Source organism: Thioalkalivibrio sp. AKL6, from assembly GCF_000376905.1.
Taxonomy (GTDB): domain Bacteria; phylum Pseudomonadota; class Gammaproteobacteria; order Ectothiorhodospirales; family Ectothiorhodospiraceae; genus Thioalkalivibrio; species Thioalkalivibrio versutus.
In genome coordinates this window covers 190,720-216,014 of record NZ_AQXS01000007.1, presented here as the reverse complement: position 1 = coordinate 216,014, position 25,295 = coordinate 190,720, and the positions used below count along the sequence as shown (strand labels likewise).

At 66.4% G+C, this 25,295-nt stretch carries 23 protein-coding genes; 18 read left to right on the top strand and 5 right to left on the bottom strand.

Features of this window, described 5'->3' with window-relative positions; all coding sequences use genetic code 11:
- The first annotated feature begins 42 nt into the window (after positions 1–42).
- The 14 genes from D575_RS0102590 (at position 43) to D575_RS0102525 (ending at position 9,920) form a co-directional block, all read left to right on the top strand.
- Positions 43–1,452 carry a carboxysome shell carbonic anhydrase gene (locus tag D575_RS0102590; protein WP_018144351.1) on the top strand — a complete coding sequence of 470 codons (1,410 nt, stop codon included), beginning with the start codon at positions 43–45 and terminating at the stop codon, positions 1,450–1,452.
- 17 nt (positions 1,453–1,469) lie between these two features.
- A complete protein-coding gene (locus tag D575_RS0102585; protein ID WP_017940626.1) occupies positions 1,470–1,721 on the top strand; it encodes a carboxysome peptide A in 252 nt (83 codons plus the stop codon).
- A gap of 4 nt (positions 1,722–1,725) precedes the next feature.
- Positions 1,726–2,058, top strand: coding sequence for a carboxysome peptide B (locus D575_RS0102580; protein WP_018144350.1), 333 nt, complete (start codon positions 1,726–1,728; stop codon positions 2,056–2,058).
- A 45-nt stretch (positions 2,059–2,103) separates the two neighbouring features.
- A complete protein-coding gene (locus tag D575_RS0102575) occupies positions 2,104–2,403 on the top strand; it encodes a BMC domain-containing protein (protein ID WP_012982275.1) in 300 nt (99 codons plus the stop codon).
- A gap of 31 nt (positions 2,404–2,434) precedes the next feature.
- The gene (locus tag D575_RS0102570; protein ID WP_012982276.1) at positions 2,435–2,728 is read left to right on the top strand and encodes a BMC domain-containing protein; all 294 of its coding nucleotides are present in this window, start codon (positions 2,435–2,437) and stop codon (positions 2,726–2,728) included.
- 66 nt (positions 2,729–2,794) lie between these two features.
- Positions 2,795–3,109 (top strand): BMC domain-containing protein, encoded by a 315-nt coding sequence (locus D575_RS0102565; protein ID WP_026182021.1) that lies wholly within the window; start codon positions 2,795–2,797, stop codon positions 3,107–3,109.
- Positions 3,110–3,119: 10 nt separating this feature from the next.
- Positions 3,120–3,542: a bacterioferritin gene (locus tag D575_RS0102560; RefSeq protein ID WP_018144348.1), complete on the top strand. Its 423-nt coding sequence runs from the start codon at positions 3,120–3,122 to the stop codon at positions 3,540–3,542.
- Between the two features lie 35 nt (positions 3,543–3,577).
- Positions 3,578–3,859, top strand: a complete 282-nt coding sequence (locus D575_RS0102555; protein ID WP_018144347.1) for a 4a-hydroxytetrahydrobiopterin dehydratase — start codon at positions 3,578–3,580, stop codon at positions 3,857–3,859.
- A gap of 59 nt (positions 3,860–3,918) precedes the next feature.
- On the top strand, positions 3,919–4,554 hold the full coding sequence (gene parA / locus D575_RS0102550) for a ParA family partition ATPase (RefSeq protein ID WP_018144346.1): 636 nt from the start codon (positions 3,919–3,921) through the stop codon (positions 4,552–4,554).
- Complete coding sequence (locus tag D575_RS0102545) at positions 4,551–4,943, top strand: hypothetical protein (RefSeq protein WP_018144345.1); 393 nt, start codon at positions 4,551–4,553, stop codon at positions 4,941–4,943. The genes parA and D575_RS0102545 overlap by 4 nt, the downstream gene beginning before the upstream one ends.
- Positions 4,944–5,004: 61 nt before the next feature.
- Positions 5,005–5,808 carry a CbbQ/NirQ/NorQ/GpvN family protein gene (locus tag D575_RS0102540; RefSeq protein WP_018144344.1) on the top strand — a complete coding sequence of 268 codons (804 nt, stop codon included), beginning with the start codon at positions 5,005–5,007 and terminating at the stop codon, positions 5,806–5,808.
- Between the two features lie 18 nt (positions 5,809–5,826).
- Positions 5,827–8,148, top strand: coding sequence for a nitric oxide reductase activation protein NorD (locus tag D575_RS0102535; RefSeq protein ID WP_018144343.1), 2,322 nt, complete (start codon positions 5,827–5,829; stop codon positions 8,146–8,148).
- A gap of 74 nt (positions 8,149–8,222) precedes the next feature.
- Entirely contained in the window at positions 8,223–9,200 is a 978-nt protein-coding gene (locus tag D575_RS0102530; RefSeq protein WP_018144342.1) for a LysR family transcriptional regulator, read from the top strand.
- A gap of 153 nt (positions 9,201–9,353) precedes the next feature.
- Positions 9,354–9,920: an SgcJ/EcaC family oxidoreductase gene (locus D575_RS0102525; protein WP_018144341.1), complete on the top strand. Its 567-nt coding sequence runs from the start codon at positions 9,354–9,356 to the stop codon at positions 9,918–9,920.
- Positions 9,921–9,981: 61 nt separating this feature from the next.
- On the opposite strand, the gene D575_RS0102520 is transcribed toward D575_RS0102525, so the two are convergent.
- Genes D575_RS0102520 through treY form a run of 3 tightly spaced genes read right to left on the bottom strand, consistent with a single transcriptional unit; the run spans position 9,982 to position 16,314 of the window.
- Positions 9,982–11,805 (bottom strand): glycoside hydrolase family 15 protein, encoded by a 1,824-nt coding sequence (locus tag D575_RS0102520; RefSeq protein WP_018144340.1) that lies wholly within the window; start codon positions 11,803–11,805, stop codon positions 9,982–9,984.
- A 4-nt stretch (positions 11,806–11,809) separates the two neighbouring features.
- Positions 11,810–13,594: a malto-oligosyltrehalose trehalohydrolase gene (treZ, locus tag D575_RS0102515; protein ID WP_018144339.1), complete on the bottom strand. Its 1,785-nt coding sequence runs from the start codon at positions 13,592–13,594 to the stop codon at positions 11,810–11,812.
- Positions 13,591–16,314: a malto-oligosyltrehalose synthase gene (treY, locus tag D575_RS0102510; protein WP_018144338.1), complete on the bottom strand. Its 2,724-nt coding sequence runs from the start codon at positions 16,312–16,314 to the stop codon at positions 13,591–13,593. Before treY ends, treZ begins: the two co-directional genes overlap by 4 nt.
- A 211-nt stretch (positions 16,315–16,525) precedes the next feature.
- Between treY and D575_RS0102505 the strand changes: the two genes are divergently transcribed.
- Positions 16,526–17,002 (top strand): hypothetical protein, encoded by a 477-nt coding sequence (locus D575_RS0102505; protein ID WP_018144337.1) that lies wholly within the window; start codon positions 16,526–16,528, stop codon positions 17,000–17,002.
- A 97-nt stretch (positions 17,003–17,099) separates the two neighbouring features.
- Positions 17,100–17,414 (top strand): hypothetical protein, encoded by a 315-nt coding sequence (locus tag D575_RS0102500; protein WP_018144336.1) that lies wholly within the window; start codon positions 17,100–17,102, stop codon positions 17,412–17,414.
- 331 nt (positions 17,415–17,745) lie between these two features.
- Here D575_RS0102500 and ettA read toward each other — a convergent pair whose 3' ends face one another.
- Positions 17,746–19,413 (bottom strand): energy-dependent translational throttle protein EttA, encoded by a 1,668-nt coding sequence (gene ettA / locus D575_RS0102495; RefSeq protein WP_018144335.1) that lies wholly within the window; start codon positions 19,411–19,413, stop codon positions 17,746–17,748.
- Positions 19,414–19,783: 370 nt separating this feature from the next.
- Between ettA and D575_RS0102490 the strand changes: the two genes are divergently transcribed.
- Together D575_RS0102490 and D575_RS0102485 are read left to right on the top strand one after the other, a co-directional pair.
- A complete protein-coding gene (locus D575_RS0102490) occupies positions 19,784–20,431 on the top strand; it encodes a biliverdin-producing heme oxygenase (protein WP_018144334.1) in 648 nt (215 codons plus the stop codon).
- Between the two features lie 40 nt (positions 20,432–20,471).
- Entirely contained in the window at positions 20,472–22,499 is a 2,028-nt protein-coding gene (locus D575_RS0102485) for a sensor domain-containing diguanylate cyclase (RefSeq protein ID WP_018144333.1), read from the top strand.
- Between the two features lie 61 nt (positions 22,500–22,560).
- Here the strand turns inward: D575_RS0102485 and D575_RS0102480 are convergent, their stop codons facing one another.
- Positions 22,561–25,269 (bottom strand): cation-transporting P-type ATPase, encoded by a 2,709-nt coding sequence (locus D575_RS0102480; protein ID WP_018144332.1) that lies wholly within the window; start codon positions 25,267–25,269, stop codon positions 22,561–22,563.
- Positions 25,270–25,295 lie beyond the last annotated feature (26 nt).

Here is a 25,295-nt window from a genome sequence, read left to right as displayed (position 1 = left end):
CCGGTGTCCGCGGTGCCGGCCTGCGGCTCGTCGTGTCCGGACATGACGCGTGAACTGACCGCGGGGCATGCGTTGGCGGATGTCCCGATGAACGAACGGCTGCACGCCTTCGAGCAGGGGTTCCGCGAGCGCTTTGCGCAGCTGGTTCCAGTGCTCAAGGAAGTGCATGCGCTGCAGCACGAGCGCGACTTCGAGGCGCGGGCGCAGGCGATCGTCGAGGAGCGCCTGGGGTACCAGCTGCCGCAAAAGGCGCTGGAGGATGCCTGGATCAACGATCTGGATACGCGCGAACTGTATCTGCACGGAACGTTCGAGCTGTTCGATCAGGTGGTCAACGAATACTGGGCGGGACGGGATGACCTGGTGGCCGAAGCGGATAGCGCGATTGCGTATTTCCTCGACTGCGACTTCCACGAAGTGGACATCTCGCCCTGCTCGGACGGGCGCCTGCTGGGCCTGCGGCGCTTCATCCTGCGCCTGCCTGATCTCGCGGTACGGGTAAAGAGCTACGCCGGGGCGCAGTTCGACATCGAGGAGGATGTGCGTCACTGGACCAAGCGCGAACTGCTGCGCTTTCGTGAGGGCCGGCCGACCACGGCCGATGTCCCCAGTCGCTATCTAAAGATTGCGGCCTACCACTACAGTGGCGCGGATCCGCTGCACCAGGGCTGCGCGGCGCACGGCAACAGCGAGCGCGATGCCGCGGACGGTGCCTTGCACCAGCTGCGCGCGTTTCGTCAGGCGATCGAGAACACCTACTGCTGTGGGGCCTCGGTCGACACGCTCCTGATCGGGGTGGATACCGATACGGATGCGATCAAGATTCACATCCCGGATGCGGACACGCGCATGAGCCTGTACCGCTTCGTGGAAAGCGCGGAGCTGTACCGGGCGACCCAGGGACTGGACGAACAGACCGCATCGCTGCGGGTGTATCAGGCGATCCAGGATGCGATTCACCAGCAGGGCTGGGGACGCGGTAACGGCGCGCCGCATGAAGGGATGCTGCGACTGATCTCGCGGCTGCTGTTGAGCAACATTTCGCAGCTGGATTATGTGGCGCGCTATCACGGCGGCCACTACGCCGATGTCGGCCACCGCGAGCGCGTGATCATCGTGGGCCAGGAGATCGAGGAGATGCAGGTTCGCAACTTCGCGTACTTTGCCCACCTGGAGACGATGGAAGAGGGCGCCGAGGGGATGGATGTCGGCGTGAACAAGATTTTTCGGAAGCTGAATGTCGAGCGCGGCCTGCCGATTCCGGTAGTGGTGCATTATCGCTACGACCGCAAGGTGCCGGGATCGCGGGAGCGGGTCGAGGCGCGTTGTCGCCGGATTCGCAACACGATCATGGATCGCTATCGCGACCTGGCTGAAAAGGGCCTGATCGGCTGCCACATGGTGATCCGCGACAAACGCAGCGGTAGCCGTCTGGAACCACTGGCCGCCTGACGCACACGGGAACGGGAATGAAGATCTGCAAGGTTGAGAAGACGCTGGTTTCGACCAACCGCATCCGCGATCTGGGGCACCGGCCGTTGCTGGTGGTTCAGGAAAAGGCGGGCGGGCCGCGCACCGTGGCGGTCGATGCGGTCGGCTGCGTGCCCGGGGACTGGGTCATCGTGGTGGGCAGCTCGGCGGCGCGCGAAGCGGCCGGTGACAAGTCCTACCCCAGTGACGCGACGATCGTCGGGATCATCGATTACTGGGAGGAGCAGTAGCTCCATGGAAATCATGCAGGTGCAGGATGAACTGGTGGTAACCCGTCGCGTCGACGGGCTGAGCACCATTTCGCTGCGCGTGCTGGTCGACCAGAAGGGCGCGCTCAGTGTGGCCGTGGACCCGGTCGGGGCGCATCCGGGCAACTGGGTGTTCACCATCAGCGGGTCGGCCGCGCGGCTTGCGCTGGACGACAACACTATCCAGACCGATCTCACGATCGGCGGCATCATCGACCACTGGGACGATGGTGGTAAGAAGACGGAAGGGTCGAAGGACGAGGCAGGACAAGACCAGACCGATGCACAGCGCTCTGCTGGTTCCCGCAAGGCGGCGTGAGCGTCATTTTTGTTTTAAAAAACCGTAAATCCAGGAGAGAAGACAATGGCAACTGAACGTTTTGGTGTGGCGCTGGGCATGATCGAGACCCGTGGTCTGGTACCGGCGATTGAAGCGGCCGATGCAATGACCAAGGCCTCCGAAGTGCGTCTGATCGGTCGCCAGTTCGTGGGTGGCGGCTACGTGACCGTGCTGGTCCGTGGCGAAACCGGTGCCGTGAACGCCGCTGTGCGTGCCGGTGCGGATTCCTGCGAGCGTGTGGGTGACGGCCTGGTGGCCGCGCACATCATCGCCCGCGTGCATTCCGAAGTGGAAAGCATCCTGCCCGAGCAGGTTGAAAAGTAAATCATCAGTAACGCTTGATAGGAGTTGAGTAATGGCTAGCGAAAACTTTGGTGTGGCCCTCGGCATGATCGAGACCCGCGGTCTGGTCCCGGCGATCGAAGCCGCGGACGCAATGACCAAGGCTTCCGAGGTGCGTCTGATCGGGCGTCAGTTCGTGGGCGGTGGTTACGTGACCGTGCTGGTCCGTGGCGAAACCGGTGCCGTGAACGCCGCTGTGCGTGCCGGTGCGGATTCCTGCGAGCGTGTCGGTGACGGCCTCGTGGCTGCCCACATCATTGCTCGCGTCCATTCCGAGGTGGAGAACATCCTCCCGGAAAAGCCGTAACTCACGGTAGTCGAACGCCGTCGGGTCCGTAATGGGCCCGACGGCTTTTTCAAGAAGAGGTAGATGATGGCTAACGAAATTTCTGGTGTGGCCCTTGGCATGATCGAGACCCGCGGTCTGGTCCCGGCGATCGAAGCCGCGGATGCGATGACCAAGGCCTCCGAAGTGCGTCTGATCGGTCGCCAGTTCGTCGGTGGCGGCTACGTGACCGTGCTGGTCCGTGGCGAAACCGGTGCCGTGAACGCGGCGGTGCGTGCGGGCGCGGATTCTTGCGAGCGTGTGGGTGACGGCCTGGTGGCTGCGCACATCATTGCGCGTGTGCATTCGGAAGTGGAAGGCATCCTGCCGACGGCCCCGACCGCCAGCGGTTCGGCCAGCTGAGGCGACATCCATGTCCGATCCACGGATCGTGGGGTACCTGAACCGGGCGGTGGCACATGAGCTGTCGGCGGTCCAGCAGTACCTGGCCCAGGCGCGGTTGACCGCGATGTGGGGAATGACCGACGTAAGCGACTGCCTGCGTCGGGACGCCCAGGAAGAGCTGGATCATGCGGATCGCTTCATGACTCGCATGTTTCACTATGGGGTGGCGCCGAACGGCAGCCAGCTGGCGCCGGTGCGGCTTGGCCGCTCGATGGCCGAACTATTGGCGCGCTCGCGCGAGCTGGAGATGGAGGCGATTCGTCTGTACGACGAAGCAGCCGTCTATTGCCGGCGCGTCGGTGCGGTGGATGATGCGGCGCTGTTCGAGAGCATCCTCGAGGATGAACTGGAACACGTGCGCGAGATCGATGCCCAGGGCAGCACCGCGTGACGAGCGCGGACGCGGCAACACAAGCGGAGTAGGCAATGGCGGATACCGATCTCGTGGTTCCGGCCGGGTGGGAACCCGGCAAGGGGACCTCGGCGTCCATGAGCAAACAGTTCACGTTCGACCGCTACGGCATCACGCGGAAGTTTCTAGACCACGTGGCCGACCTGTCGGAGCAGGATGGTTATCATCCGAACATCAGCTTCGGCACGACCTACGTGAATATCACCATCGACGCCCGTGATGGCGAACAGCTTGGGGAAGGCGACAAGGCCTTTGCCCTTGAAGTCGACCGCCTGGCCGATGCCACCACCGGCTGAGCCGGGGGATTCTTGATGGGCCGGGTCGAGCCCGGTCCCCTTCCGCAGGAGGCTGTTGCGTGGGTTCGAGGGTAATCGCGGTAGTCAATCAGAAGGGCGGTACCGGCAAAACCACCCTGACCATGAACCTGGCGGCCGGACTGGCCCGGCGCGGGCGTACGCTGGTGGTCGATGCCGACCCGCAGGGTTCGGCCGGTCAATGGGCGCGCATGGCCTCCGAGGATCGTCCGTTTGCGGCGTCGGTGTTCGCGGTTGCCGGGCCCCTCGACCGCGAGTTGAAGGCCCTGCGCAAGGACTATGACCACATCGTGGTGGATTGCCCGCCGACGCTCGAGGGCGGGGCTGTCACCGGTGCCCTGGCAGCCGCGGACGAGGTCTTGATCCCGGTGCTTCCGTCGCCGGTGGATCTGTGGGGTAGCGTCCGTATGGGGCGCGGGCTCGAAGAGGCCAAGCTCAGGAATCCCGCCCTGCGCCCCTTCATCGTCATTAATCAGCTCGAAGTCCGCAGTGCGCTGTCGCGTGCGATGAAACACGCACTGATGGAGATCGACATCCCCGCCCTGGAGCAGTCACTCCGCCGGCGGGCCATATATCGGCGTTCTGCGCTGGAAGGCTGTTCCGTCTTTGATCTGGGCAAGCCGGGCGAGGCGGCGGCGGCGGAAATCGAAGCCATCATCGAGGAGGTGTCGCAATGAGCAATCTGCAAGACAAGCTGGCAGCCGGCGTGCGCAGCGCGCGCGAGGACCAGGACAAGGACCAGACCCCGGACAGCACGGCCAAGGCCGACGCGCCGGCCGCGGCACAGAAGGACACCAGCCAGGAGCCGGCGAGCAGTAGCCCGCGGGCTGCCGCGAGTACCAAGGCGGCCGCCACCAAGAAGGCGGCGACCAAGACCCGCAAGGCTCCGGCCCGCAAGGCGGCCACGGCGCGCAAGAAGCCGGCAGCGACCAAGAAGACGGGGACGACCGCCCAGTCGGCCCAGGCCAAGGCAACTCCGGCCCGGAAAAAGCCGGCTGCAAAGAAGGAGCCGAAGGCGAACAAGGGCGGCAGCGCGTTGCATCCGGATCGGGTCTGGCCTGACTGAGGCCGATGCGTGCCGGTGGCCGGGGCCTGCGCCCCGGCCTTTCTGATTGAGGAGTCGAAACATGCAGGACGAACTACGCGATCACCTGATCACCGAGGAGCCTTACTATCAGTCCACGGCGGATGAGGTGGAGCTGTACGAGGCTGCCTATTCGGTGCGCATGCCGATGATGCTCAAGGGCCCCACGGGTTGCGGCAAGACGCGCTTTGTCGAGCACATGGCCTGGAAGCTGCGCAAGCCGCTGATCACCGTCTCGTGTAACGAGGACATGACCGCCTCGGATCTGGTGGGGCGCTATCTGCTGGATGCGAACGGCACGCGCTGGCAGGACGGCCCGCTGACCCAGGCGGCACGCCACGGGGCGATCTGCTACCTCGACGAGATCGTCGAGGCGCGCCAGGATACGACCGTCGTGATCCACCCCCTGACCGACAATCGTCGCATGCTGCCGCTGGAGAAGAAGGGCGAGATGGTCGAGGCGCATCCGGATTTTCAGGTGGTGATCTCGTACAACCCGGGCTATCAGAGCCTGATGAAGGACCTGAAAGAGTCGACCAAGCAGCGCTTCGGCGCGCTGGACTTCAACTACCCGGATCACGCAACCGAAACGCGGATTGTGGTCCACGAAGGCGGGGTCAACGAGGATATGGCCAGCAAGCTGGTCAGCGTCGCGGAGCGCGCGCGCAATCTGAAGGGCCACGGGCTGGACGAGGGGATCTCGACCCGCATGCTGGTGTACGCCGCGTCGTTGATTGCCAAGGGCGTCGCGCCGCTGGCCGCGTGCCGTATGGCCCTGGTGCGTCCGATCACGGACGACCCCGATATGCGCGACGCGCTCGACTCTGCCGTCACGACGTTCTTCTAGGCGCATGCGCCGAACACGATGAGCATCCATCTGGAGGAATACCAGGACCTCCTCGAGGACCTCGGGGGGCAGGCCGCCGAGGTCCTCGAGGCCTCGTGGCAGGAGGCGACGCGGGCCTTCAGTACAGGTGGTCTGAAGCGCTACTACCTGGAAGGCGCACGCAGCCTGCACTCTCTGGGGCGAGGTTCGGAGATGGTCGTGGCCTTCGTCCAGGAGGCGCCGGATCTGGCGCAGGAACTGGGCGAGGATGCGGTCGGCGAGCTGGTGAGCTCGGCGATCAAGATGTACTCCAAGACGAGTGGGGCGGTCATTACCCTGCTGATCTCCACCAGCCCGATTGCGGCGCGACGCCTGGGTGACCTGCGCCTGTTCGGGGGATATCTGCGCCTGGTCGACAACCTGCTGGGGCAGGCGCCACGCGGCGTTCGGCCGATGCTTGAACACCTCGACGAGTTGCTTTCGCAACTGACGCTGGGTGGGTTGCGCCGTTGGGCGACCTGGGGCGCGCAGGCCCACCGTACCGACCTCGAGGAACAGATCGCCTATTTTGGTCTGGAATCGCCCGAGTCCCGTTCGGTATTCCAGAAGGAGCGACGCGGCACGCTGTTCGTGGATGTGCAGCGGCGCATCAACCTCTACCTGCGTTCGCTCTGGGCGCGCGATTTCTTCATGCGGCCGACGAGTGGCGACTTTGAGTCCCGCGAGGGTTACAAGCCCTACATCGAGGGCTTCACGATCTTCCTGCCGGATGCCTTCGACGACTGGGAAGGCCTGACCGGGCTCGATCTCTACCGTGCGGCGGCGGCCCATGCCGCGGCCCATGTGGTCTACACGCGGGAAATGCAGCCAGAGGAGGCGCCGCGCGGCGTGACCGGCGTGCTGACCGAGTTGTTCGAGGATGCCCGCGTGGAGGCCCTGGCAAGCCGGGGTTTCCCGGGTTTGCGCAACCTCTGGACACCCCTGCATACCGCGACGCCGGACGACGGTGAAGCGCCGCAGGCCCTGCTGGCCCGCACCGCACGGGCCCTGCTGGACCCGGACTACCGCGACGACCATCCGTTCGTGACCAGGGCCCGTGCGGCGCTGGCCGAACGGACGGAGGATCTCGAGGCCCCCGGCCTGGCGCGCGCCCTGGCGGAGGCCCTGGCGCCGGAGTTTCCGGAGCAGGGCTACATGAACCCGCGGCAGGTCGCGCCGGATGTGCTCTACCGTGACGACAATCGCTACATGTGGGCGTTCGGGCGCGAGGAAGACGACTTCGAGACGCTGATGGCCAGCGGTTCGAACCAGGAACGCGTCTACGTGACCCCCATGGAGATGATCAACACCCTCGATGTCCCTGGCGCTGGGGACGATGCCCAGATGATCATGGTGCTGGCGACCGAATGGTTCCGGGACGGCGAAGAGGAAAGCATCAACCAGCAGGAGGGCAAGGAGCCGATCTCGCTGCCGTATCACTACCATGAGTGGGATTACCAGATGCAGCTGGAACGGCCGCACTGGGTCACCCTGCTGGAGCGGCGTCCGCAGAAGGGTGACGTGGCAGAGATCGACGCGATTAACGAAAAGCACAAGCCGCTGATCTCGCGCCTGAAGTTCCTGATCGAGGCGATGCAACCGCAGGGTGTCCAGCGCCTGCGCAAGCAGGCCGAGGGCGACGAGCTGGACTTGAACGCGCTGGTTGATGCACAGATCGATCTGCGCATGCGGCGCCAGCCGGACGAGCGCATCTACGTGCGCAATATCCGCCAGGTTCGCGATCTGTCGGTGCTGGTGCTGCTGGATCTGTCGGAGTCCACCAACGAGATGGTCCAGGGTACGGAGACCAGTGTGGTACAGCTGGCGCGCGAGGCCACCGCTCTGCTGAGCGGGGCAATCTCCAAGATTGGCGATCCCTTCGCCATCCACGGCTTTGCCTCGGATGGTCGCCACGATGTCGAGTACTACCGCTTCAAGGACTTCGGCGCCCCCTACGACGATCACGCCCGGGCACGACTGGCCGGGATGAAGGGTCAGCTTTCCACTCGCATGGGCGCGGCCGTTCGGCATGCAGGGCATCTGCTGCAGCAACAGGGCACGCAGAAGAAGCTGCTGCTGATCGTGACCGACGGCGAGCCGGCGGATACCGATGTGCGCGATCCGCAGTACCTGCGTCAGGACGCGAAGCGTGCGGTGGAAGAGGTGGGCAAGAACGGCGTCTACAGCTTCTGCATCAGCCTGGACCCGAACGCCGACGAGTACGTCGAACGGATCTTCGGGGCGCAGCACTTCATGGTGCTGGATCGTATCGAACGGCTCCCGGAAAAGCTGCCGATGCTGTACGCCGGTCTCACCCGGTAGGGGTCACGGGTACTAGCATGGCCAGGAAAGGGACCGGCACGACACCGCAGAAGGAGTCCGGCCTTCCGCAGGTGATGCTGAAATCCGAACTGCCGGCGCACCTGATCCGGCACGCCACCCTGCGCCAGCTGCAGGTGTTCGAAGCGATCGTGCGTCTGGGTAGCTTTACCCGTGCGGCGGAAGAGCTCTACCTGACCCAGCCCACCGTTTCCATCCAGATCAAGAAGCTCTCCGGCGCCCTCGGCCTGCCGCTGTTCGAGTACGTTGGGCGCAAGGCCTTCCCCACCGAGGTCGGGCTGTTGCTGTACGACACCTGCCGCGAGATGCTCGGCGCGCTGACCAACCTGGAGATGAAGCTCGCGGAAATGCACGGGCTCAAGCGGGGGCGGCTGCGCCTGGCGGTGATCACCACCGCGCAGTACTTCGCGCCGACGATCCTCGGGCAGTTCGCCAAGCGCTATCCGGACATCGAACTGTCGCTGGAGGTCAGCAACTTCGATCGTGTGCTGCAGCGCCTGGCCAACAACGATGACGATCTGTACATCATTGGACACGTGCCCGAGCGGCTGACCGACATCGCGGTGTACCCGTTCGCGCCGAACCCGCTGGTGGTGATGGCCAGCCGCGATCACCCGCTGGCCGGACAGCGCAATATCCCGATCGAGCGCCTGGAACAGGAGACGTTCCTGATGCGCGAGCCGGGCTCCGGGATCCGCGAGGCAACGCTCAAGCTGTTCCAGGAGCACGGGATCAGCCCGACGGTGCGCATGGAGCTCGGGTCCAACGAGGCGATCAAGCAGGCGGTGATTGGCGGCCTGGGGATTGCGGTGCTGTCGCTGCACACCCTTAGTGCAGAGGGGGCGGGCGGGCCGGTAGCACTGCTAGATGTGGAGCACTTCCCGATTCACCGCCAGTGGCACATCGTTCACCCCAGACAGAAGGTCCTGTCGGTGGTCGCGCAGACCTTTCTCGACTTCGCGATCCAGGACGAGGCGCGCGTGCGCGGCCAGGTCGAGGATCTCCTTGCGGCCTTCAAGGCCCAGGCGAGCTGACCACAAGCGGTCATTGCGAGCGCAGCGGTCCAATCTGCAGGGGTTGGCTGAGAGCGGCGGCATGCGGGGCGGGTCCGGAATGACAGGCCCGGGAGCGTACCTTACAATTCACGGATTACCCGGCCGCTAACGGCCGAACTCGGAGATCAGTCAGTGACCACGAGCAGCCGACCGCGTATCAGCGGCACCCAGTTCATCAACGCCGACCAGGCGCCGCGCGCTCGCCTGAGCCTGAGCGCCTCGCACCGCGATCAGCACCATCCGGTGACCGGGACCGGCGGTGACCTCCGGTTCGGCGCGATCGATACCCCAGCCAACGAGAGCTGCGTGGTCTGTGCGCCGGCGACCCGCCGCCTGGCCGAGGAGCTGTTCGAGGGCTGGAACGCCGCCCTGCAGACGGGTGACGCGCGCAAGGTCGCCGAGCGCTACGCCGAGGACGCTGTGCTGCTCCCGACCGTCTCCAACGTCCCGCGCACCACGCACGCCGAGATCCAGGACTACTTCGAGCACTTCCTGGAGAAGAAGCCCTTTGGGACGATCAACACCCGCAACGTGAAGCTTGGCTGCAACAAGCTGACCGACGCCGGTACCTACACCTTCCGCGTCACCGACGGTGGCGAGACGAAGGACGTCCCGGCGCGCTACACCTTTGTGTACGAAAACCGCGACGGGGAGTGGAAGATCGTCCACCATCACTCGTCGATGATGCCGACCGACTAAACACGCCGATAGCGACGGTTCGAACCTCGTTCGGATCGGGGGCTCCCGCGGGGGGCGGCCCTCAGCCCTCCTTGTCTCGCTTCAGCGCCCGACCCAGCTTGATGCCCGAGGCGATCAGCCCCACGTGGCTGAACGCCTGCGGGAAGTTGCCGAGGAATGCCCCGCTGGCCGGATCGATCTGTTCCGGCAGCAGGCCGAGGTGGTTGGTGCGTGCGCACAGGGACTCATACAGGGCCTCGGCCTCGTCCAGGCGGCCTTGCCCCAGCAGGTTGTCCACCAGCCAGAAGCTGCACAGCACAAACGCGCCCTCGTGCCCGGGCAGTCCGTCCGGGGATTCCTCCGGCAGATAGCGGTAGAGCAGGCCGTTGCCGGCACCCAGGCGCCGGACGACGGCCTCGGTAGTGGCCACCATCTTCGGGTGATCCGCAGGGATGACGCCGCGTCCGGGTAGTGCCAGCAGGCTCGCGTCGATGCCGCCACCGCCCAGGTGTTCGGTCAGGCTCTGGAGTTCGGGGTCCCAGGACTGTTCCAGGATCGCCTCGCGGATCTGCCGCGCCTCGGAGCGCCAGAGGGCACTGTCCCCTTCCATGCCATTGTGCTCGGCCAGCGCGGCACCGCGCTCCAGCGCCACCGCGCAGAGGGCGGCGGAGTAGGTAAAGGGGCGTCCGGCCGTGCGCACTTCCCAGATCCCGTGGTCGGGGTTCTTCCACTCCGTGTTGGCGGATTCCACCAGACGCCGCAGGCGAGCCCACAGGTGATCGTCCAGCGTGCCGCCCCAGCGAACCCAGCGATAGGCGCAGTCGAGGATCTCCCCGAACACGTCGTGCTGACGCTGCTCGACCGCGCCGTTGCCCCAACGCACGGGACCCGAGCCGCGGTAGCCCTCCAGGTCCGGGTCGCTGCGTTCCGGTTGCGGGAGGTGGCCGTCCACGTCGTACAGCACTCGGGGCCAGCCCGCGCGATCGACGGCGTCCAGGGCCCAGCCGATAAACCCGGCGGCCTCGTGGGTCATGCCGATATCGCTCATCGCGTAGACCGAGAACGCCGCATCGCGGATCCACGCGTAGCGGTAATCCCAGTTGCGCGGGCCGCCGATCGCCTCCGGCAGGGAGGATGTCGGTGCCGCGATCATGGCCCCGGTCGCGGTGTAGTCCATCTGCTTGAGGGTGACCGCCGAGCGGCGGACGAGGTCCTCGCGAGGCCCTTCATAGCTGAAGTGCGTCATCCAGCGTCGCCAGACCAGCAGGGTGGCCTCGAGCAGGTCCTGCGGGGTGCGGGGCTGGAACCGATGCGTATGCGGCCCCCACCCGAGGAGCACGTGATGCTGCTCCCCGGCCTCCAGTTCATGCAGGCTGTCCGCGTCCTCCAGCGGCAGGGACGAGCTCAGGGCCAGTTCCAGGTCGGGCTGGCGGTGCAACGCCAGGCCCAGCCCGGCCCCGTGCGGATACACATCCGCACCGCCCCGGGGTGTGACGCGGACCCGCAGGTGTACCCGGCCCTCCAGCACCTCGATCCGGCGAAGCAGCTCATTCCGTCCGGCGGGTGCGTCCTCGGAGAGGTCGGCCCCTGCGCGCAGGGGCAGGCAGTCGGTCACCCGGACGCGCCCCTCTGGTCCGGTCATCTCGGTAATCAGGACGGCGGTATCCGGAATATAGCGCTGGTGCGAGGTGACCAGGGGTTCCGGGGCCACGGTGAAGGCGCCGCCGCGCTGGTGATCCAGCAGCGCGCAGAACAAGGGTTCGGAGTCAAAGCGGGGGACGCACATCCAGGGGATGGTCCCGTCGCGACCGACCAGGGCGGCAGTCGTGCAGTTCCCGATCAGGCCGTGCTCCTCGATCGGCAGGTAGCCCTCGATGCGGTGTACGGGGCGGTCGGATACGGTCACTGGATCACTCCTTCGACATGGACGGTTGGCAGGGCAGGCAGGAGGGGGCAGGCGCGTCCAGGATCACGACGGACTCGCCGGGCAGCTCCAGGGTGTCCGGACCCACCACGATACCTGTATCGGACTGGAGCAGGAGGTGACCGGCCGCGGCACCCGGGCACGCCAGCCGTTGCGGGGCAGGGTGCAGGTTGCACACCACCCGCAGTCCCGACCGGTGCACGATCAACCAGCGTGCCGCCTCGTCGAAATGCGCCTCGATCGCCTCCAGACGGTCGTCGCCGAACGCCGAGTGGGCATGCCTCAGGGCGATCAGGGCCCGGTACCACTGCAAGATGTCGGCATGCGGCTCGCGTTCGAGCTCGTCCCAGTCCAGGCGGGATTGTTCGAAGGTCTCGATGGATTGCGGGTCCGGGACGTTGCCGGGATCGGTGCCCCGGCGGAAGGCCGCGAACTCGCGCTGGCGGCCTTCGGTCACCGCGCGCCCCAGGTCGGCGTCCGTGTGATCGGTGAAATACAAAAACGGCGTCGCGGCCGCCCATTCCTCCCCCTGGAACAGCATGGGCACGAAGGGACTGGTCATCACCAGGGCTGATCCAATCTTCAGTAGTCCCGGCGAGACGCCTTCACTGATTCGGTCCCCCTGGGCCCGATTGCCAACCTGGTCGTGGTTTTGCAGGCAGCCGATGAACCGCCGGCCGGGCAGGTCGGAGGCCGGTCGCCCGTGGGTACGCCGGCGATAGTGGGAGTAGCGCCCGTCATAGACGAGGCCTCGCGTCAGCGCCCGGGCGACATCCGCCAGGCGTCCGAAGTCCGCGTAGTACCCGTCGGATTCCTCGGTCAGCAGGGCATGCAGGGCGTGATGGAAGTCCTCGTTCCACTGCGCGTCCAGCCCGTAGCCGCCGGCCTCGACCGGCCGTGCCACGCGCGGGTCGTTGCGGTCGTTCTCCGCGATCACCGCCAGGTGCCGCCCGAGCGCGCGCCCGAGGCGCTGCACCTCGGCGGCGAGCTGCTCGAGGAAATGGGTGGCCGAGGTATCGACGATCGCGTGCACCGCGTCGAGGCGCAGGCCGTCGATGTGATAGTCGCGCAGCCACATCAGGGCGTTGTCGACGAAGAAGCGGCGCACGGGGTCACTGTCCGGGCCGTCGAGGTTCACCGCGTCGCCCCAGGGGGTTTGGTAGTGGTCAGTGAAATAGGGGCCGAACTGCGCCAGGTAGTTGCCGTCCGGCCCGAGGTGGTTGTAGACCACGTCCAGCAGCACCGCGATGCCGCGGCGGTGGCAGGCATCCACCAGCCGTTTCAGGCCATCGGGGCCCCCGTAGGCGTGGTGCGGTGCGTACAGGTCGACCCCGTCGTAGCCCCAGCCGCGCGCGCCGGGGAATGCCGCCACCGGCATCAGCTCCAGGTGGGTGATGCCGAGGTCGACCAGGTGATCGAGGTGGTCGATCACGCCGTCGAAGCTACCTTCCGGGGAAAAAGTGCCGACGTGGATCTCCTGGATCACCGCCGCGGCCAGCGGCGGCGCCTGCCAGCCGGCGTCGTGCCAGACGAAGCGGGAATGCTCCAGCCAGCGCGACGGGCCGTGCACGCCCTGCGGCTGCCAGGCGGAGCGCGGGTCGGGGAACGGGCCGTTGCCGTCGACGCGGAAGGCATAGTCGCTGCCGTGCACCACCCGCGAGGTCTGCAGCGACCACCAGCCGTCCGCGCGGCGGTCCATTGGCATGCGGCTGCCACCGCACTCCAGTTCGACCTGATGCGCCTCGGGGGCCCACACGCTAACGGTGGTCATGACGTGGCCTCCTCGCGTTCGAGCAGGGCCACCGGAAACGCATCGAGGATCTCCGCGACCGGGTAGTCGCCGCCTTGCAACGTCCCGCCGGACAGGCGGTTGTGCCAGGTGCCGGGTGGAACCGCAAGCCGGGTGCCGCGCCAGTCGCCCGCCAGCCCGAGTATCAGGCGCGGCACCAGCACCAACGCCCCTTCGCCGCGCAGGTAGGCGACCGCGTGCCCGGCGCGTTCGCCGCTGGCGCGCAGCGGGGTACAGGCCGCATCCGGGCGGAACCACTCCGGGTGGCGGCGGCGCAGGGCCAGGGCCTGGTGCACCACCCACTGCTTGGGCAGGCCCTCGTCGCCGCGGGCGTTGATCTGTGCCGGCGAGAGGTGCGCGAGTTCCTCCAGCAGGCGGGTCCGCGGGTCGAAGTCCACCGGGCGGCGGTTGTCCGGGTCGACCAGGCTCAGGTCCCACAGCTCGCTGCCCTGGTAGATGTCCGGGATGCCCGGCGCGGTGAGCTTGATCAGGGTCTGCGCCAGGCTGTTGGTGCGGCCGGGACCGACCAGCGGCTGCAGGAACGACTCCAGCGATTCGCGAAACCCCGGGTCGTCCAGGGTGCCGGCCACGAAATCGTGCAGGGCCTGCTCGTAGTCCTCCTGCGGATGGGTCCAGCTGGTGTTCTGCTTGGCCTCGCGGGCGGCCTTTTCCATGTAGGCCGTGATGCGCTCGGCGTCGATCGGCCAGGCGCCGACCAGCGTCTGGTAGTACAGGTACTCGGTGGCCGGGTCCGGCCACCCACCACTGCGGTGGCGGGCGTTGTGACGCATCCAGCGACGCACGCTCCTGGCCCAGGCCTCCGGCATCTCGGAGAGCAGCAGGAGGCGGGCGCGTACGTCCTCGCTGCGCTTGGTGTCATGGGTCGAGGTGGCCAGCATCGCCTCGGGGTGCAGCGCCCGGGCCCGGGCGCTGGCCTCGTGGAATTCGTCCACCGACAACCCGAAGCTTCCCGGGTCGCCGCCGACCTCGTTGAGTGCCGTCAGGCGGTGGAAGCGGTACAGCGCGGTATCCTCCACGCCCTTGGCCATCGCCGGGCCTGTCAGCTGCTGGAAGCGCAGGGCGAGCTCGGTCTCGCGCTCGCCAGGGATGCGCAGCAGGAGCAGGTTGCGCAGGAACTGCAGCAGCTCGCTGTCCAGCTCCGGGCGGCGCTCGGCGGCCTGCTGGATCGCGGTCTCCACGCAGCCGACGTCGGCCGCCGTCACGCCGCCTTCGCGTGGGGTGACGTAGGTGCGGTAGACCGGGAAGCAGGCCGCCGCCTCCAGCAGGGCGAGGTACAACTCGTGGCGGGTGTAGTCGCGGTGGCGGCGGTGGCGTTCGCAGATATCCACGAACAGCGAGCTCAGGCGATTGAGTTCGCTGCCGAGCAGGTCCTTGAGTACCTGCCGCTTGGATTCGTAGACCAGTCCCGGGTAGTCGGCCCCCTCGCCGGTGAGCTCCTCGAACAGCCGCGTCAGCGGGGCCTCGCCGGCCGGGTCCGCGAACAGCCCCTGCACGCGGTTGAGGAAGTCGTAGCCGGTCGTACCGGCGATTGGCCAGTCGCCCGGCAGCTGTTCGCCGGGCTCGAGGATCTTCTCGGCGACGATCCAGGTGTCCGGACAGGCGCGATGCAACTGGTTGAAGTACTGTCCGGGGTCGCGCAGACCGTCCGGATGGTCGACCCGCAGGCCGTGCACCGAGCCTTCCGTCACCCAGCGGACCGGCAACGCATGCACGGCCTGGAAGACCTCCTCCTTCTCCTGGCGCAGCCCGGCCAGGTCGTTGATGTCGAAAAACCGCCGGTAGCCAAGGTCGCGGCCGGCGGTGCGCCACCAGGCCAGCCGGTAGTTCTGCTTGTCGATCAGCGCGTCCAGGGCGTCGGGGTCGGCGTTGATCCGCTCGACCTCGGCCGCGATTGCCTCGGCGGCCGCCGGGTCCTGGCGGGTCGTGTCGTCCAGAAGCTGGCGGATCACGTCCTGGTCGCGGTGGCGCCGTGCCACCGAATGGTGTGCGATCAGATGCGGCTGTGGCAGGCGGGCACAGGATTCCGCGAGAAAGCCCAGCAGTTCGATACCGGTGGCGCGACAGGCGCGGTCGAGCAACTCGTTGAGCGAAGAGGGGTCCAGCGGGAAGCGGTGTTCGTAATGGGCGAGGTCGAACAGCCCGGCGCCATAGTGCAGGCGGATCTCGCCGGCCTCGAGGACGCGGCCGTAATGATCGCCCAGCACCGGGAGCAGGACCTTGTTCGGCCAGCGCTCCTCCGAGGACTCCCAGTCCACGTCGAAGTACATCGCGAATCGGCTGGACGGGCCGTTCTCCAGGACATCCCACCACCATGGGTTCTGGTCCCCGGCCACCGCCATGTGATTGGGCACGATGTCCAGTACCAGCCCCATCCCGGCGGCGTCCAGCGCCGCGCACAGGCGCTGGCGTGCCGGTTCGCCGCCAAGCTCTTCGTTGACGCGCGAGGGGTCGACCACGTCATAGCCGTGGGTGCTGCCGCGCACCGCCTGCAGGATTGGCGAAAGATAGACATGCGAAACGCCCAGCCGCGCGAGATAGGGAACAATCGCGGCAGCATCGTCCAGCGTGAACCCCGCGTGCAGCTGCAGGCGACAAGTCGCGATTCGCTCGGGTTGGGCCTGTTGCCCTTTGCGGCCGTCCGCGTAACCCGCGCTTCCTGTACTGCCGAAGGATCCCTGCATCGCCCTCCGCCCCGAAGGCAGACCGGCCGGACAATCCGGCCGCTAACCCGAATATGGACCACATCCCGAACGAAGGGAATCCGCATCGCCGGCCAACGCCCAGAAACTAGGGCACTGCCGTCGGGATGGACCGCATGGCAGGAGGCAGGAGCTTCGCGGGGTGATGGGGTAAGCTTCCGGCATACCCCCACCCATGTGAAGGAGCTCCCGTATGCGTCGAGCGCTGGTCCTGCCCGCCTGTCTGGTCTCGTTGTTTTCCGTTGCGCTGGTTTCCGGGAATGCCCACGCGGCCGGGGCCGCGACACTGGTCCTGGAGGGCGATGAGTACGTGCTGGAGATGGAGGTCTGTGATTTCTCGGGTGAGTCGGATGACCGCTACCAGACGCTGGTGGCGCGCGCGGATACGGATCGCGGCCCGCTGCGGGTATTCGCCTCGCGCAATGCGGTTGCGGGGATGCTGACGCACTCGGTGTCGCTGCAGTTTGGGGACTTTCGTGCGGGGGGCGAGGTGCTGGAGGCGAATCGGACCCGCATGGGCCAGCAGTGGATGAGTGCCGCCGGAGGTGCTGCCGAGCCGCTGCTCCAGATCGACGGCAGCGAACTGCAGGCCGATGGCCGATTCGTGGATATGGAGATGACGAGGGAGCCGGTGGACGGGCGCCTGACCGCGACCTGCGATCGCCGGTAGGGTTGGCGGGCCCATCGCTGCCGTTGCATTATTTTCGGTCTGTTGGGCGCGCACTCGCCTGACCAGCTGACGTGTCGAGTTTCAGGAGGCGGCCGGAATGATCAAGGAGGCGGACTGGAAGCGGTTCAGCCGGTTGAAGGAAACCGCGCTGGATCGTTACTGCGAACGAGCCCTGGCCGATTGTCGGGCGACGATGGAACAGGAAGACCGGTCGAATCACGAACGCTTTCTGGACCTGTACGAGCAAGTGCGCGAAGCGGACAAGCGGCTTGCGTTCATCTTTGATGGCCACGCCCGCTCGAAGGCGCTTGACCAGTTCACGTGCATGCGGCGCGAAGGGCTGATCGAGGATTCGGAACTGGCAGCGTTTACCGAAGAATTTGTCGAGAACACCCGGCCGCGGGGCGGGTAGTCTCTGGCTGGGTCGGGCTCCCAACGCGCAGGCGTATGCGCTGTATGCGAAGCGTCTCGGACCACCGGGCCGCATGGGCCCGCGCGTCCTTCACACAGCAACGCTTTGACTCCGGCGCCTCGCAGGTGACTGGAGCCGGTACCCAGATCGTCCCACAAACCGCTCGAGCCCGCTCGCCGTGATGTTCGATTGGGCGGTGAGCTCCGAGCCGATTGCCTGCCCCCCCTGGTTTGCCGTGGTGGCCCTTTGCGAGCCGGGACGCTTTCATGGGATCGCGTAGGTGAAGGGCAGAAACCAAAAGGCCCGGCGGGTGCCGGGCCTTCGGGGTGGATCAGGAGGCGAGTCGCTTGTACTTGACCCGGTGCGGCTGGTCGGCCGCGGCGCCCAGGCGCTTGTGGCGATCCTCCTCGTACTCCTGGTAGTTGCCGTCGAAGAACACCACGTTGCCGTCTTCCTCGAACGCGAGGATGTGCGTGGCGATGCGGTCGAGGAACCAGCGATCATGCGAGATCACGATCACGGAGCCGGGGAAGTCCAGCAGCGCCTCTTCCAGTGCGCGCAGGGTCTCCACGTCCAGGTCGTTGGTCGGTTCGTCGAGCAGCAGGAAGTTGCCGCCGCTTTGCAGCAGCTTGGCCAGGTGCACGCGGTTGCGCTCCCCACCGGAGAGGTCCTTCATGCGCTTTTGCTGGTCGGTGCCCTTGAAGTTGAAGCGGCCGACGTAGGCGCGTGACGGCATCTGGAAGTTGCCGACCTGGATGATGTCCTGGCCGTTGGAGATCTCCTCCCAGACGGTCTTCTCGTCCTGCAGGGCATCGCGGCTCTGGTCGACATAGGCCAGCTGCACGGTTTCGCCCAGCTCGATGGTCCCTTCGTCCGGTTGTTCCTGGCCGGCGATCATGCGGAACAGGGTGGTCTTGCCCACGCCGTTCGGGCCGATCACGCCGATCAGCGCACCGCGCGGAACGGAGAGAGACAGGCCCTGGTAGAGCACGCGATCGCCGAAGTGCTTGGACAGGTTGTCCACCTCCAGCACCTTGTCGCCCAGACGCGGGCCCGGCGGGATGTAGATCTCCTTGGTCTCGGAGCGCTTCTGGTAGTCCGTCGAGGCGATCTCCTCGAAGCGCTTCAGGCGGGCCTTGCTCTTGGCACCACGGCCCTTCGGGTTGGAGCGCACCCACTCCAGTTCGGACTCCATCGCCTTCACGCGGGCCGCCTCGGACTTTTCTTCCTGCTTCAGGCGCTTTTCCTTCTGTTCCAGCCACTGCGAGTAGTTGCCCTGGAACGGGATGCCCTGGCCACGGTCCAGCTCGAGGATCCAGCCGGCCACATTGTCGAGGAAGTAGCGGTCATGGGTCACCGCAACCACGGTGCCCTGGAACTCCTGCAGGAAGCGCTCCAGCCAGGCCACGGATTCGGCGTCCAGGTGGTTGGTCGGCTCATCGAGGATCAGCATGTCCGGGTTGGACAGCAACAGCCGGCACAGCGCCACACGGCGGCGTTCCCCCCCGGAGAGGTTCTTCACGTCGGCATCCCATGGCGGCAGGCGCAGGGCGTCGGCGGCCACCTCCAGCTTGCGTTCCAGATTATGCCCGTCGGCGGCCTCGATCTTCGCCTCCAGCTCGCCCTGCTTCGCGGCCAGGGCGTCGAAGTCGGCCTCCGGCTCGGCATAGGCGGCATACACCTGATCCAGCTCGGCCAGGGCCTCCTTGACCGCGGCCACGGCCTCTTCCACGTTGCCGCGGACATCCTTGTTCTCGTCGAGCTGCGGCTCCTGCGACAGGTAGCCGATGTGGATGCCCGGCTGCGGGCGCGCCTCGCCGACAATGTCGGTATCCACGCCTGCCATGATGCGCAGCAGGGTAGATTTGCCCGCGCCGTTGTAGCCCAGCACGCCGATCTTGGCGCCCGGGAAGAAATTCAGGTTGATGTCCTTGAGGATGTACTTCTTCGGCGGGACGATCTTGCCCACGCCGTTCATGGTGAAGATGTACTGCGCCATGGTGCTCCTGCGACGAATTCGGTTTGGATGAGGGGGCCGGCCACTCGTGGCCCGCGCTGGGTCGGCACTTTACCATCCCAAGGGGGTCAGGGGCGTGTCTCGCGGACTGCCAGGGTTCCACCGCGGGCGGTCCCCGCAACTCCGCGATCCTTGTAGGTGTGTGTCGAATGAAGCGATCAAGCCGTTCAACGAGCGGGTGGGGGGGGCTGGTACGCCCTGGAAAGCTCGGGTCGTCCCATGAATCGAGCAGCGCAGCGGCCCTGCGACGGTGCCACATGCGACTGCGCCTCCTTTCTGCCATCCGGGACTGGACCCGGAGGCATCAAGCCGGGGCTCGAGGAATATCGGCGCGAAAGCCCCAATACTCGGAATGCTGGACGGCACAGGCTCGGCGCAAGCTGCTACCATTCATGCAATGAGAAGGTATCAAAGGGGACGCGCGCACCAGGCCTTGCGTAGGGGCACGGTGCCCGCGCACAAGGCGCTGGATCAGCACCGGTTGATGCAGCGGCTGACCGGTAGCGAGCTTACCCGCGAGCAGTACGCGGAATCGCTTGCGGCCATGTGCCGACCGCATGCCCGACTGGAGTGGCAGGTTCATGCAAGCCGCCATCATGCGGAGTCGGGATTTGAGCTGTTACCACGTCTCGCGCGACTGGAAGCGGACCTGGTCGCGTTGGGCCAGCCCGTCCCTCCGGTCTCGCAGACGCCGCCGGACCTTTCGGATGGACGTGCGGCCTGGTGGGGCCGGGTTTACGTACTGGAGGGATCGCGTCAGGGCAGTGCGGTGATTGCCCGGTGCATCCATTCCAGCCTGGGCGATACGGTGCCTTGCCGTTTTTTCGGTGAGACGATCGTGCCCGACGACTTTGGTCGCTTGCTGGCGACGCTCGAGCGCGAGCTGGAAGTCGAGGACGCTCTCGCGCGGGCTGTAGCAGGCGCCCGAGAGGCGTTCGTCGACTACAAGGCCGAGCTGGATGCCTTCGACAGCAGGAAACGCGCTGTCGAATTGCGATAAATTCATTGCCCGCTGTCACTCCGCGAAGGAGATGAAGGATATGGACGAGCCGGAACTGGATGCCGCGCTCGAGGCTTGCGACCGTGAGCCGGTGCATATCCCGGGAGCGATTCAGCCGCATGGTGCGCTGGTTGCCATGGACGAGCAGCTCCAGGAGGTTCGCCAGGTCAGCGCCAACCTCGAAGCCATCCTCGGTGTGGCGCCGGCCGATGCCCTTGCCATGACACCCGAGCGGATGTTCACTCGCCGCTGGCTCGATCAGATCCGCATCCAGCTCGATTCACGGAACCGTTACGGTGCGCTGATCGTGTCGCTGCGTAGCCGTGGCCGGTCGCAGCGTTTTCGCCTGCTGTCGTATCGCAGTGGTGCGCGCGTGGTGGTCGAACTCGAACCGATTTCCGGCAATCCCGAACGCTGGCTGTTCGGCGCGATGGCCGACTGGCAGACCGAGCTGTCCGGACACACGACCCGTGACGGGCTGCTGCGCGCGCTTACCGCCCTGGTGCGCGAACTGGCCGGCTACGATCGGGTGATGATCTATCGGTTCGACGAGGACTGGAACGGCAGCGTCGTCGCCGAAAGCCTGGCCGACGGTGCCGACACCTACCTGGGTCACCACTTTCCGGCCAGCGACATTCCCGCCCAGGTGCGGCAGCTCTACAGCATCATGCGGGTGCGCGACATCCCGGATGCTTCGGCGGCAGCCGTGCCGCTCGTCCCGACAAGCGACCCGGCCGACGCTTCTCCCCTCGATCTTTCGTGCGGCATCCTGCGGGCGGTCGCACCGATCCATGTCACCTACCTGGCCAACATGGGCGTGGTCGCCTCGATGTCGATCGCCCTGCACCTCGATGGACGGTTGTGGGGGTTGCTGGCCTGCCATGCAGCGGCACGCAATATCCTGTCGCCGGCGTTGCGTGATGCCCTGCGCGCCATGGTGCAGACCACCTGTGTTCAGCTCGAATTGGTCCAAGCCCGCGAGGAGGCCGCGCTGATTCAACGGGCCAACGACAGTCGTGACGTCCTGGTCGATCAGCGTGGGGAGTTTCCCGAACCGGAAGAACTGCTGGCAAGCCACGGCAAGGAATGGTTGCGGATCTTCCGGGCCAGTGGCGCGGTTCTGGCCGCCGGTGATCAGAGCGCCGGCGTGGGCACGGTGCCGGATGCGGAATCGATCGACGGGATCGTCGCCTGGTTGAACAGGCATCACTCCGGCGATCTGGCCTGGTCATCGCGAGAACTCGGCCGGACCGAACTGGGAAGGTTCTGCGAACCCGCCCGGGCCTCGGGCTTGCTGGCGGTACCGCTGCCGATCCGGAACCCGCGTGACGCCTGGCTGCTGTTCTTTCGATCAGAGAAGGCCGAAACGCGCATCTGGGCGGGCAACCCCGAAAAGACACTCGACCGACAAAGTGGGCGAATTTCGCCGCGCGAGAGCTTCGCCTCCTGGAAGGAAATCGTGCGCGGACAGAGTGTCCCGTGGCAATCGGCGGAGCTGCGTGCGGCGACCGACCTGGCCAGCGATCTGGCCGTGCTGATCGCAGCCGGCGAGATCAGTCAGCTCAACCAGCGGCTCGAGCGCCTGGCCACCCGTGACCATCTCACCGGCCTGTGGAACCGCTACCGCATGGAGGAGGCGATCGACCAGGAGGTCGCCGTGGCCGAACGCTACGGGCGACCTTGCGCGCTGGTCATGTTCGATATCGACCATTTCAAGCGCTTCAACGATACCTGGGGTCACGATGCCGGTGACGAAGTGCTGGTCACGGTGGCGCGGACCGTCTCGACCTTCATGCGCGATGCCGATCTTGCGGGTCGCTGGGGCGGTGAAGAATTCCTCGTACTGGCTGCCAATACCGGTCTCGAGGGTGCAACCCGCCTGGCAGAACGGCTGCGCGCGGCGATCGCGGGCCTGGAGATCCGTGACTACGGCAGTGTGACCGCCAGTTTCGGCGTGGCGGTATACCGGGAGGGTGATCAGAGACGCGGAATCGTCAAGCGTGCTGATCTGGGTCTGTATGCCGCCAAGGAGGGCGGGCGCAACCGGGTAGAAGTCAGCGCGGGTTGAAGCCGCAATCCCTCCAGATCGGATTTCCCCTAGTTATGGCGTTCCTGCGCAGCACCGGGATTTACTGGTGCGGGTTGAAGCCGCGGCGGCGCAGGAAGGCCTTTTCCAGCTCGACGAGGGTGAACAGGACGATCCCAAACACGAGGATGCGGCCCCATTCCTCCAGGCCGATGGCGGTGGTGCCGAACAGGAACTGCAGCGGTGGGGCGTAGGTAAACATGCCCTGTAGCAGGATCAGGGCGCCGACGGCGATCAGCACGGGGCGGCTGCCGAACAGGCCCTCGCGATTGCAGGACGGTTCCAGGATGTAGCGGCTGTTGAACAGGAAGAACAACTGGCCCATGACCAGGGTGTTGATCGCCACGGTGCGGGCGAATTCGGCGGCCACGCCCTGTTGTTCCAGCCACAGGAAGTGGCCGAAGGTGCCGGCGACCAGCAGTGCCGAGACGAACCCCACGCGCCAGATCAGGAAGCCGGACAGCAGGGGGGTGCGCGGCGGGCGTGGAGGGCGTTGCATCACGCCGGGTTCGGTCGGTTCGAAGGCCAGCGCCAGCGCCAGGGTCACGGCGGTGACCATGTTCACCCACAGCACCTGCACCGGGGTCAGCGGCAGCGTCAGGCCGAGCAGGATGGCGGCGACGATGGTGAAGGCCTGGCCGCCGTTGGTGGGCAGCAGAAACAGGATGGCCTTCTTCAGGTTGTCGTAGACCGTGCGGCCTTCTTCCACCGCGTTGGCGATGGAAGCGAAGTTGTCGTCGGCCAGCACCATCTCGGAGGCCTCGCGCGCGGCCTCGGTGCCCTTGATGCCCATGGCGATCCCGACATCCGCGCGCTTGAGCGCCGGAGCATCGTTGACGCCGTCGCCGGTCATCGCCACCACCTCGTGGTGGCTCTGGATGGCGCGCACCAGGCGCAGCTTGTGCTCGGGCGTGGCGCGGGCGAACACGTCCACGTGGCGGACCTGCTCCTCCAGCTCTTCGTCGGTGGCGTTCTCCAGCTCGTGGCCCACCACCACGCCGCCCTCGGTGTTGATGCCGAGTTCGTCGGCGATGGCGCGCGCGGTGACGCCGTGATCGCCGGTGATCATCTTTACGCGGATGCCGGCTTCCTGGCAGTGGGCCACTGCCTTGATGGCCTCTTCGCGGGGCGGGTCGATGATGCCGCAGACGGCGACCAGGGTGAGACCGCCATCCTCGATGTCGGCGAACTCCAGCTCCCGGCGATGATCCTCCATGCTCCGCGTGGCCAGGGCGAGCAGGCGCTGGCCGCGCGCGGCGACGCCGTCCATCCACTGCTGCCAGTGTTCGGCGTCCAGGGGTTCTTCGCCGTCGGCGGTGCGCTGGTGGCTGCAGACGGCCAGCACGCGTTCCGGCGCGCCCTTCAGGAAGACGAATGCCCCGCCTTCGTGATCGTGATGCAGGGTCGCCATGAACTTGTAGGACGACTCGAAGGGGATCACGTCGTCGCGTACATAGCGCTCGTTGATCGCCTTCGGGTCCAGCCCGCCCTTCATCGCCGCAGTGATCAGCGCCCCCTCGGTGGGGTCCCCCTCCATGGTCCAGGCGTCGTCCTTCGGGTAGACCTCGGCATCGTTGCACAGCAGGATGCCGCGCAGGATCTCCGCGAGCAGCGGGTCGGATTCCGGATCGGCCTCCTGGCCGTCGCGGGTAATCCCGCCGTGCGGCTCGTAGCCCACCCCGGTCAACTCGTACTCCGCGCCCGTGGTGACGATGCTCTTCACCGTCATCTCGTTGCGGGTCAGGGTGCCGGTCTTGTCGGAGCAGATGGTGGTGACCGAGCCGAGGGTTTCCACCGCCGGCAGGCGGCGGATGATCGCGTGGCGCGCGGCCATGCGCTGTACCCCGATCGCCAGGGTGATGGTCATGATCGCCGGCAGGCCCTCGGGGATGGCCGCGACCGCGAGGCTGACCGCCGCGAGGAAGGTCTCCACCAGGTCGTAGTCGCGCACCCAGAAGCCAAAGGCGAAGGTGGCCGCGGCCAGTATGCCGATCGCCACCGACAGCCAGCGGCCGAACTGCGCGATCTGGCGCAGCAGCGGCGTCGTCAGGGTCTCCACCTCGCCGATCATGGTGGAGATGCGCCCGATCTCGGTATCGGCCCCGGTGCCGATCACCACGCCGCGCCCCTGGCCGAAGGCGACGAGTGTGCCGGAATACGCCATCGAGACGCGGTCGCCGAGGTCGGCCTCTGGCTCCACCGGGGCGGTCTGCTTCTCGCTGGCGACCGATTCGCCGGTCAGCGCGGCCTCGTCGATGCGCATGTTGTGCGCCCCGGTCAGGCGCAGGTCCGCCGGGACGCGGTCTCCCGCCTGCAGGTAGACGGTGTCGCCGGGGACCAGCTCTTCCGCAGGGATACTCCGGCGCTGGCCGTCGCGCAGCACCTGCGCCTTCGGCGAGAGCATCTGGCGGATCGCATCCAGCGCCTTTTCCGCCTTGCCCTCCTGGATGTGGCCGATGATCGCGTTGATCAGTACCACCCCCAGGATCACGCCGGTATCCAACCAGTGCCCGAGGAAAGCGGTGCCGATGGCCGCGGCGATCAGTACGTAGATCAGCACGTTGTGAAACTGCAGCAGGAAACGCCGGATGGGTCCGGTGCGTGCGGTTTCCGGCAGGCGATTGGGGCCGACGTCCTGCAGCCTTTGTTCGGCATCCGGAGACTTGAGCCCGTGCTCGTCCACCTCCAGGCGCTTGAGGACCTCGTCGGTCTTCAGGGCGTGCCAGTCGAGGGATGGGTCACGATTGCTCATGCGTCTACCGTCAAGGTGGCGGCGGC

Bases quoted from the DNA above. Each gene is read 5' to 3' on its own strand.
- D575_RS0102590 (WP_018144351.1), top strand. From the start codon at position 43: ATGACGCGTGAACTGACCGCGGGGCATGCGTTGGCGGATGTCCCGATG.
- D575_RS0102585 (WP_017940626.1), top strand. From the start codon at position 1,470: ATGAAGATCTGCAAGGTTGAGAAGACGCTGGTTTCGACCAACCGCATC.
- D575_RS0102580 (WP_018144350.1), top strand. From the start codon at position 1,726: ATGGAAATCATGCAGGTGCAGGATGAACTGGTGGTAACCCGTCGCGTC.
- D575_RS0102575 (WP_012982275.1), top strand. From the start codon at position 2,104: ATGGCAACTGAACGTTTTGGTGTGGCGCTGGGCATGATCGAGACCCGT.
- D575_RS0102570 (WP_012982276.1), top strand. From the start codon at position 2,435: ATGGCTAGCGAAAACTTTGGTGTGGCCCTCGGCATGATCGAGACCCGC.
- D575_RS0102565 (WP_026182021.1), top strand. From the start codon at position 2,795: ATGGCTAACGAAATTTCTGGTGTGGCCCTTGGCATGATCGAGACCCGC.
- D575_RS0102560 (WP_018144348.1), top strand. From the start codon at position 3,120: ATGTCCGATCCACGGATCGTGGGGTACCTGAACCGGGCGGTGGCACAT.
- D575_RS0102555 (WP_018144347.1), top strand. From the start codon at position 3,578: ATGGCGGATACCGATCTCGTGGTTCCGGCCGGGTGGGAACCCGGCAAG.
- D575_RS0102545 (WP_018144345.1), top strand. From the start codon at position 4,551: ATGAGCAATCTGCAAGACAAGCTGGCAGCCGGCGTGCGCAGCGCGCGC.
- D575_RS0102540 (WP_018144344.1), top strand. From the start codon at position 5,005: ATGCAGGACGAACTACGCGATCACCTGATCACCGAGGAGCCTTACTAT.
- D575_RS0102535 (WP_018144343.1), top strand. From the start codon at position 5,827: ATGAGCATCCATCTGGAGGAATACCAGGACCTCCTCGAGGACCTCGGG.
- D575_RS0102530 (WP_018144342.1), top strand. From the start codon at position 8,223: ATGCTGAAATCCGAACTGCCGGCGCACCTGATCCGGCACGCCACCCTG.
- treZ (WP_018144339.1), bottom strand. From the start codon at position 13,594: ATGACCACCGTTAGCGTGTGGGCCCCCGAGGCGCATCAGGTCGAACTG.
- treY (WP_018144338.1), bottom strand. From the start codon at position 16,314: ATGCAGGGATCCTTCGGCAGTACAGGAAGCGCGGGTTACGCGGACGGC.
- D575_RS0102505 (WP_018144337.1), top strand. From the start codon at position 16,526: ATGCGTCGAGCGCTGGTCCTGCCCGCCTGTCTGGTCTCGTTGTTTTCC.
- D575_RS0102500 (WP_018144336.1), top strand. From the start codon at position 17,100: ATGATCAAGGAGGCGGACTGGAAGCGGTTCAGCCGGTTGAAGGAAACC.
- ettA (WP_018144335.1), bottom strand. From the start codon at position 19,413: ATGGCGCAGTACATCTTCACCATGAACGGCGTGGGCAAGATCGTCCCG.
- D575_RS0102490 (WP_018144334.1), top strand. From the start codon at position 19,784: ATGCTGGACGGCACAGGCTCGGCGCAAGCTGCTACCATTCATGCAATG.
- D575_RS0102485 (WP_018144333.1), top strand. From the start codon at position 20,472: ATGGACGAGCCGGAACTGGATGCCGCGCTCGAGGCTTGCGACCGTGAG.
- D575_RS0102480 (WP_018144332.1), bottom strand. From the start codon at position 25,269: ATGAGCAATCGTGACCCATCCCTCGACTGGCACGCCCTGAAGACCGAC.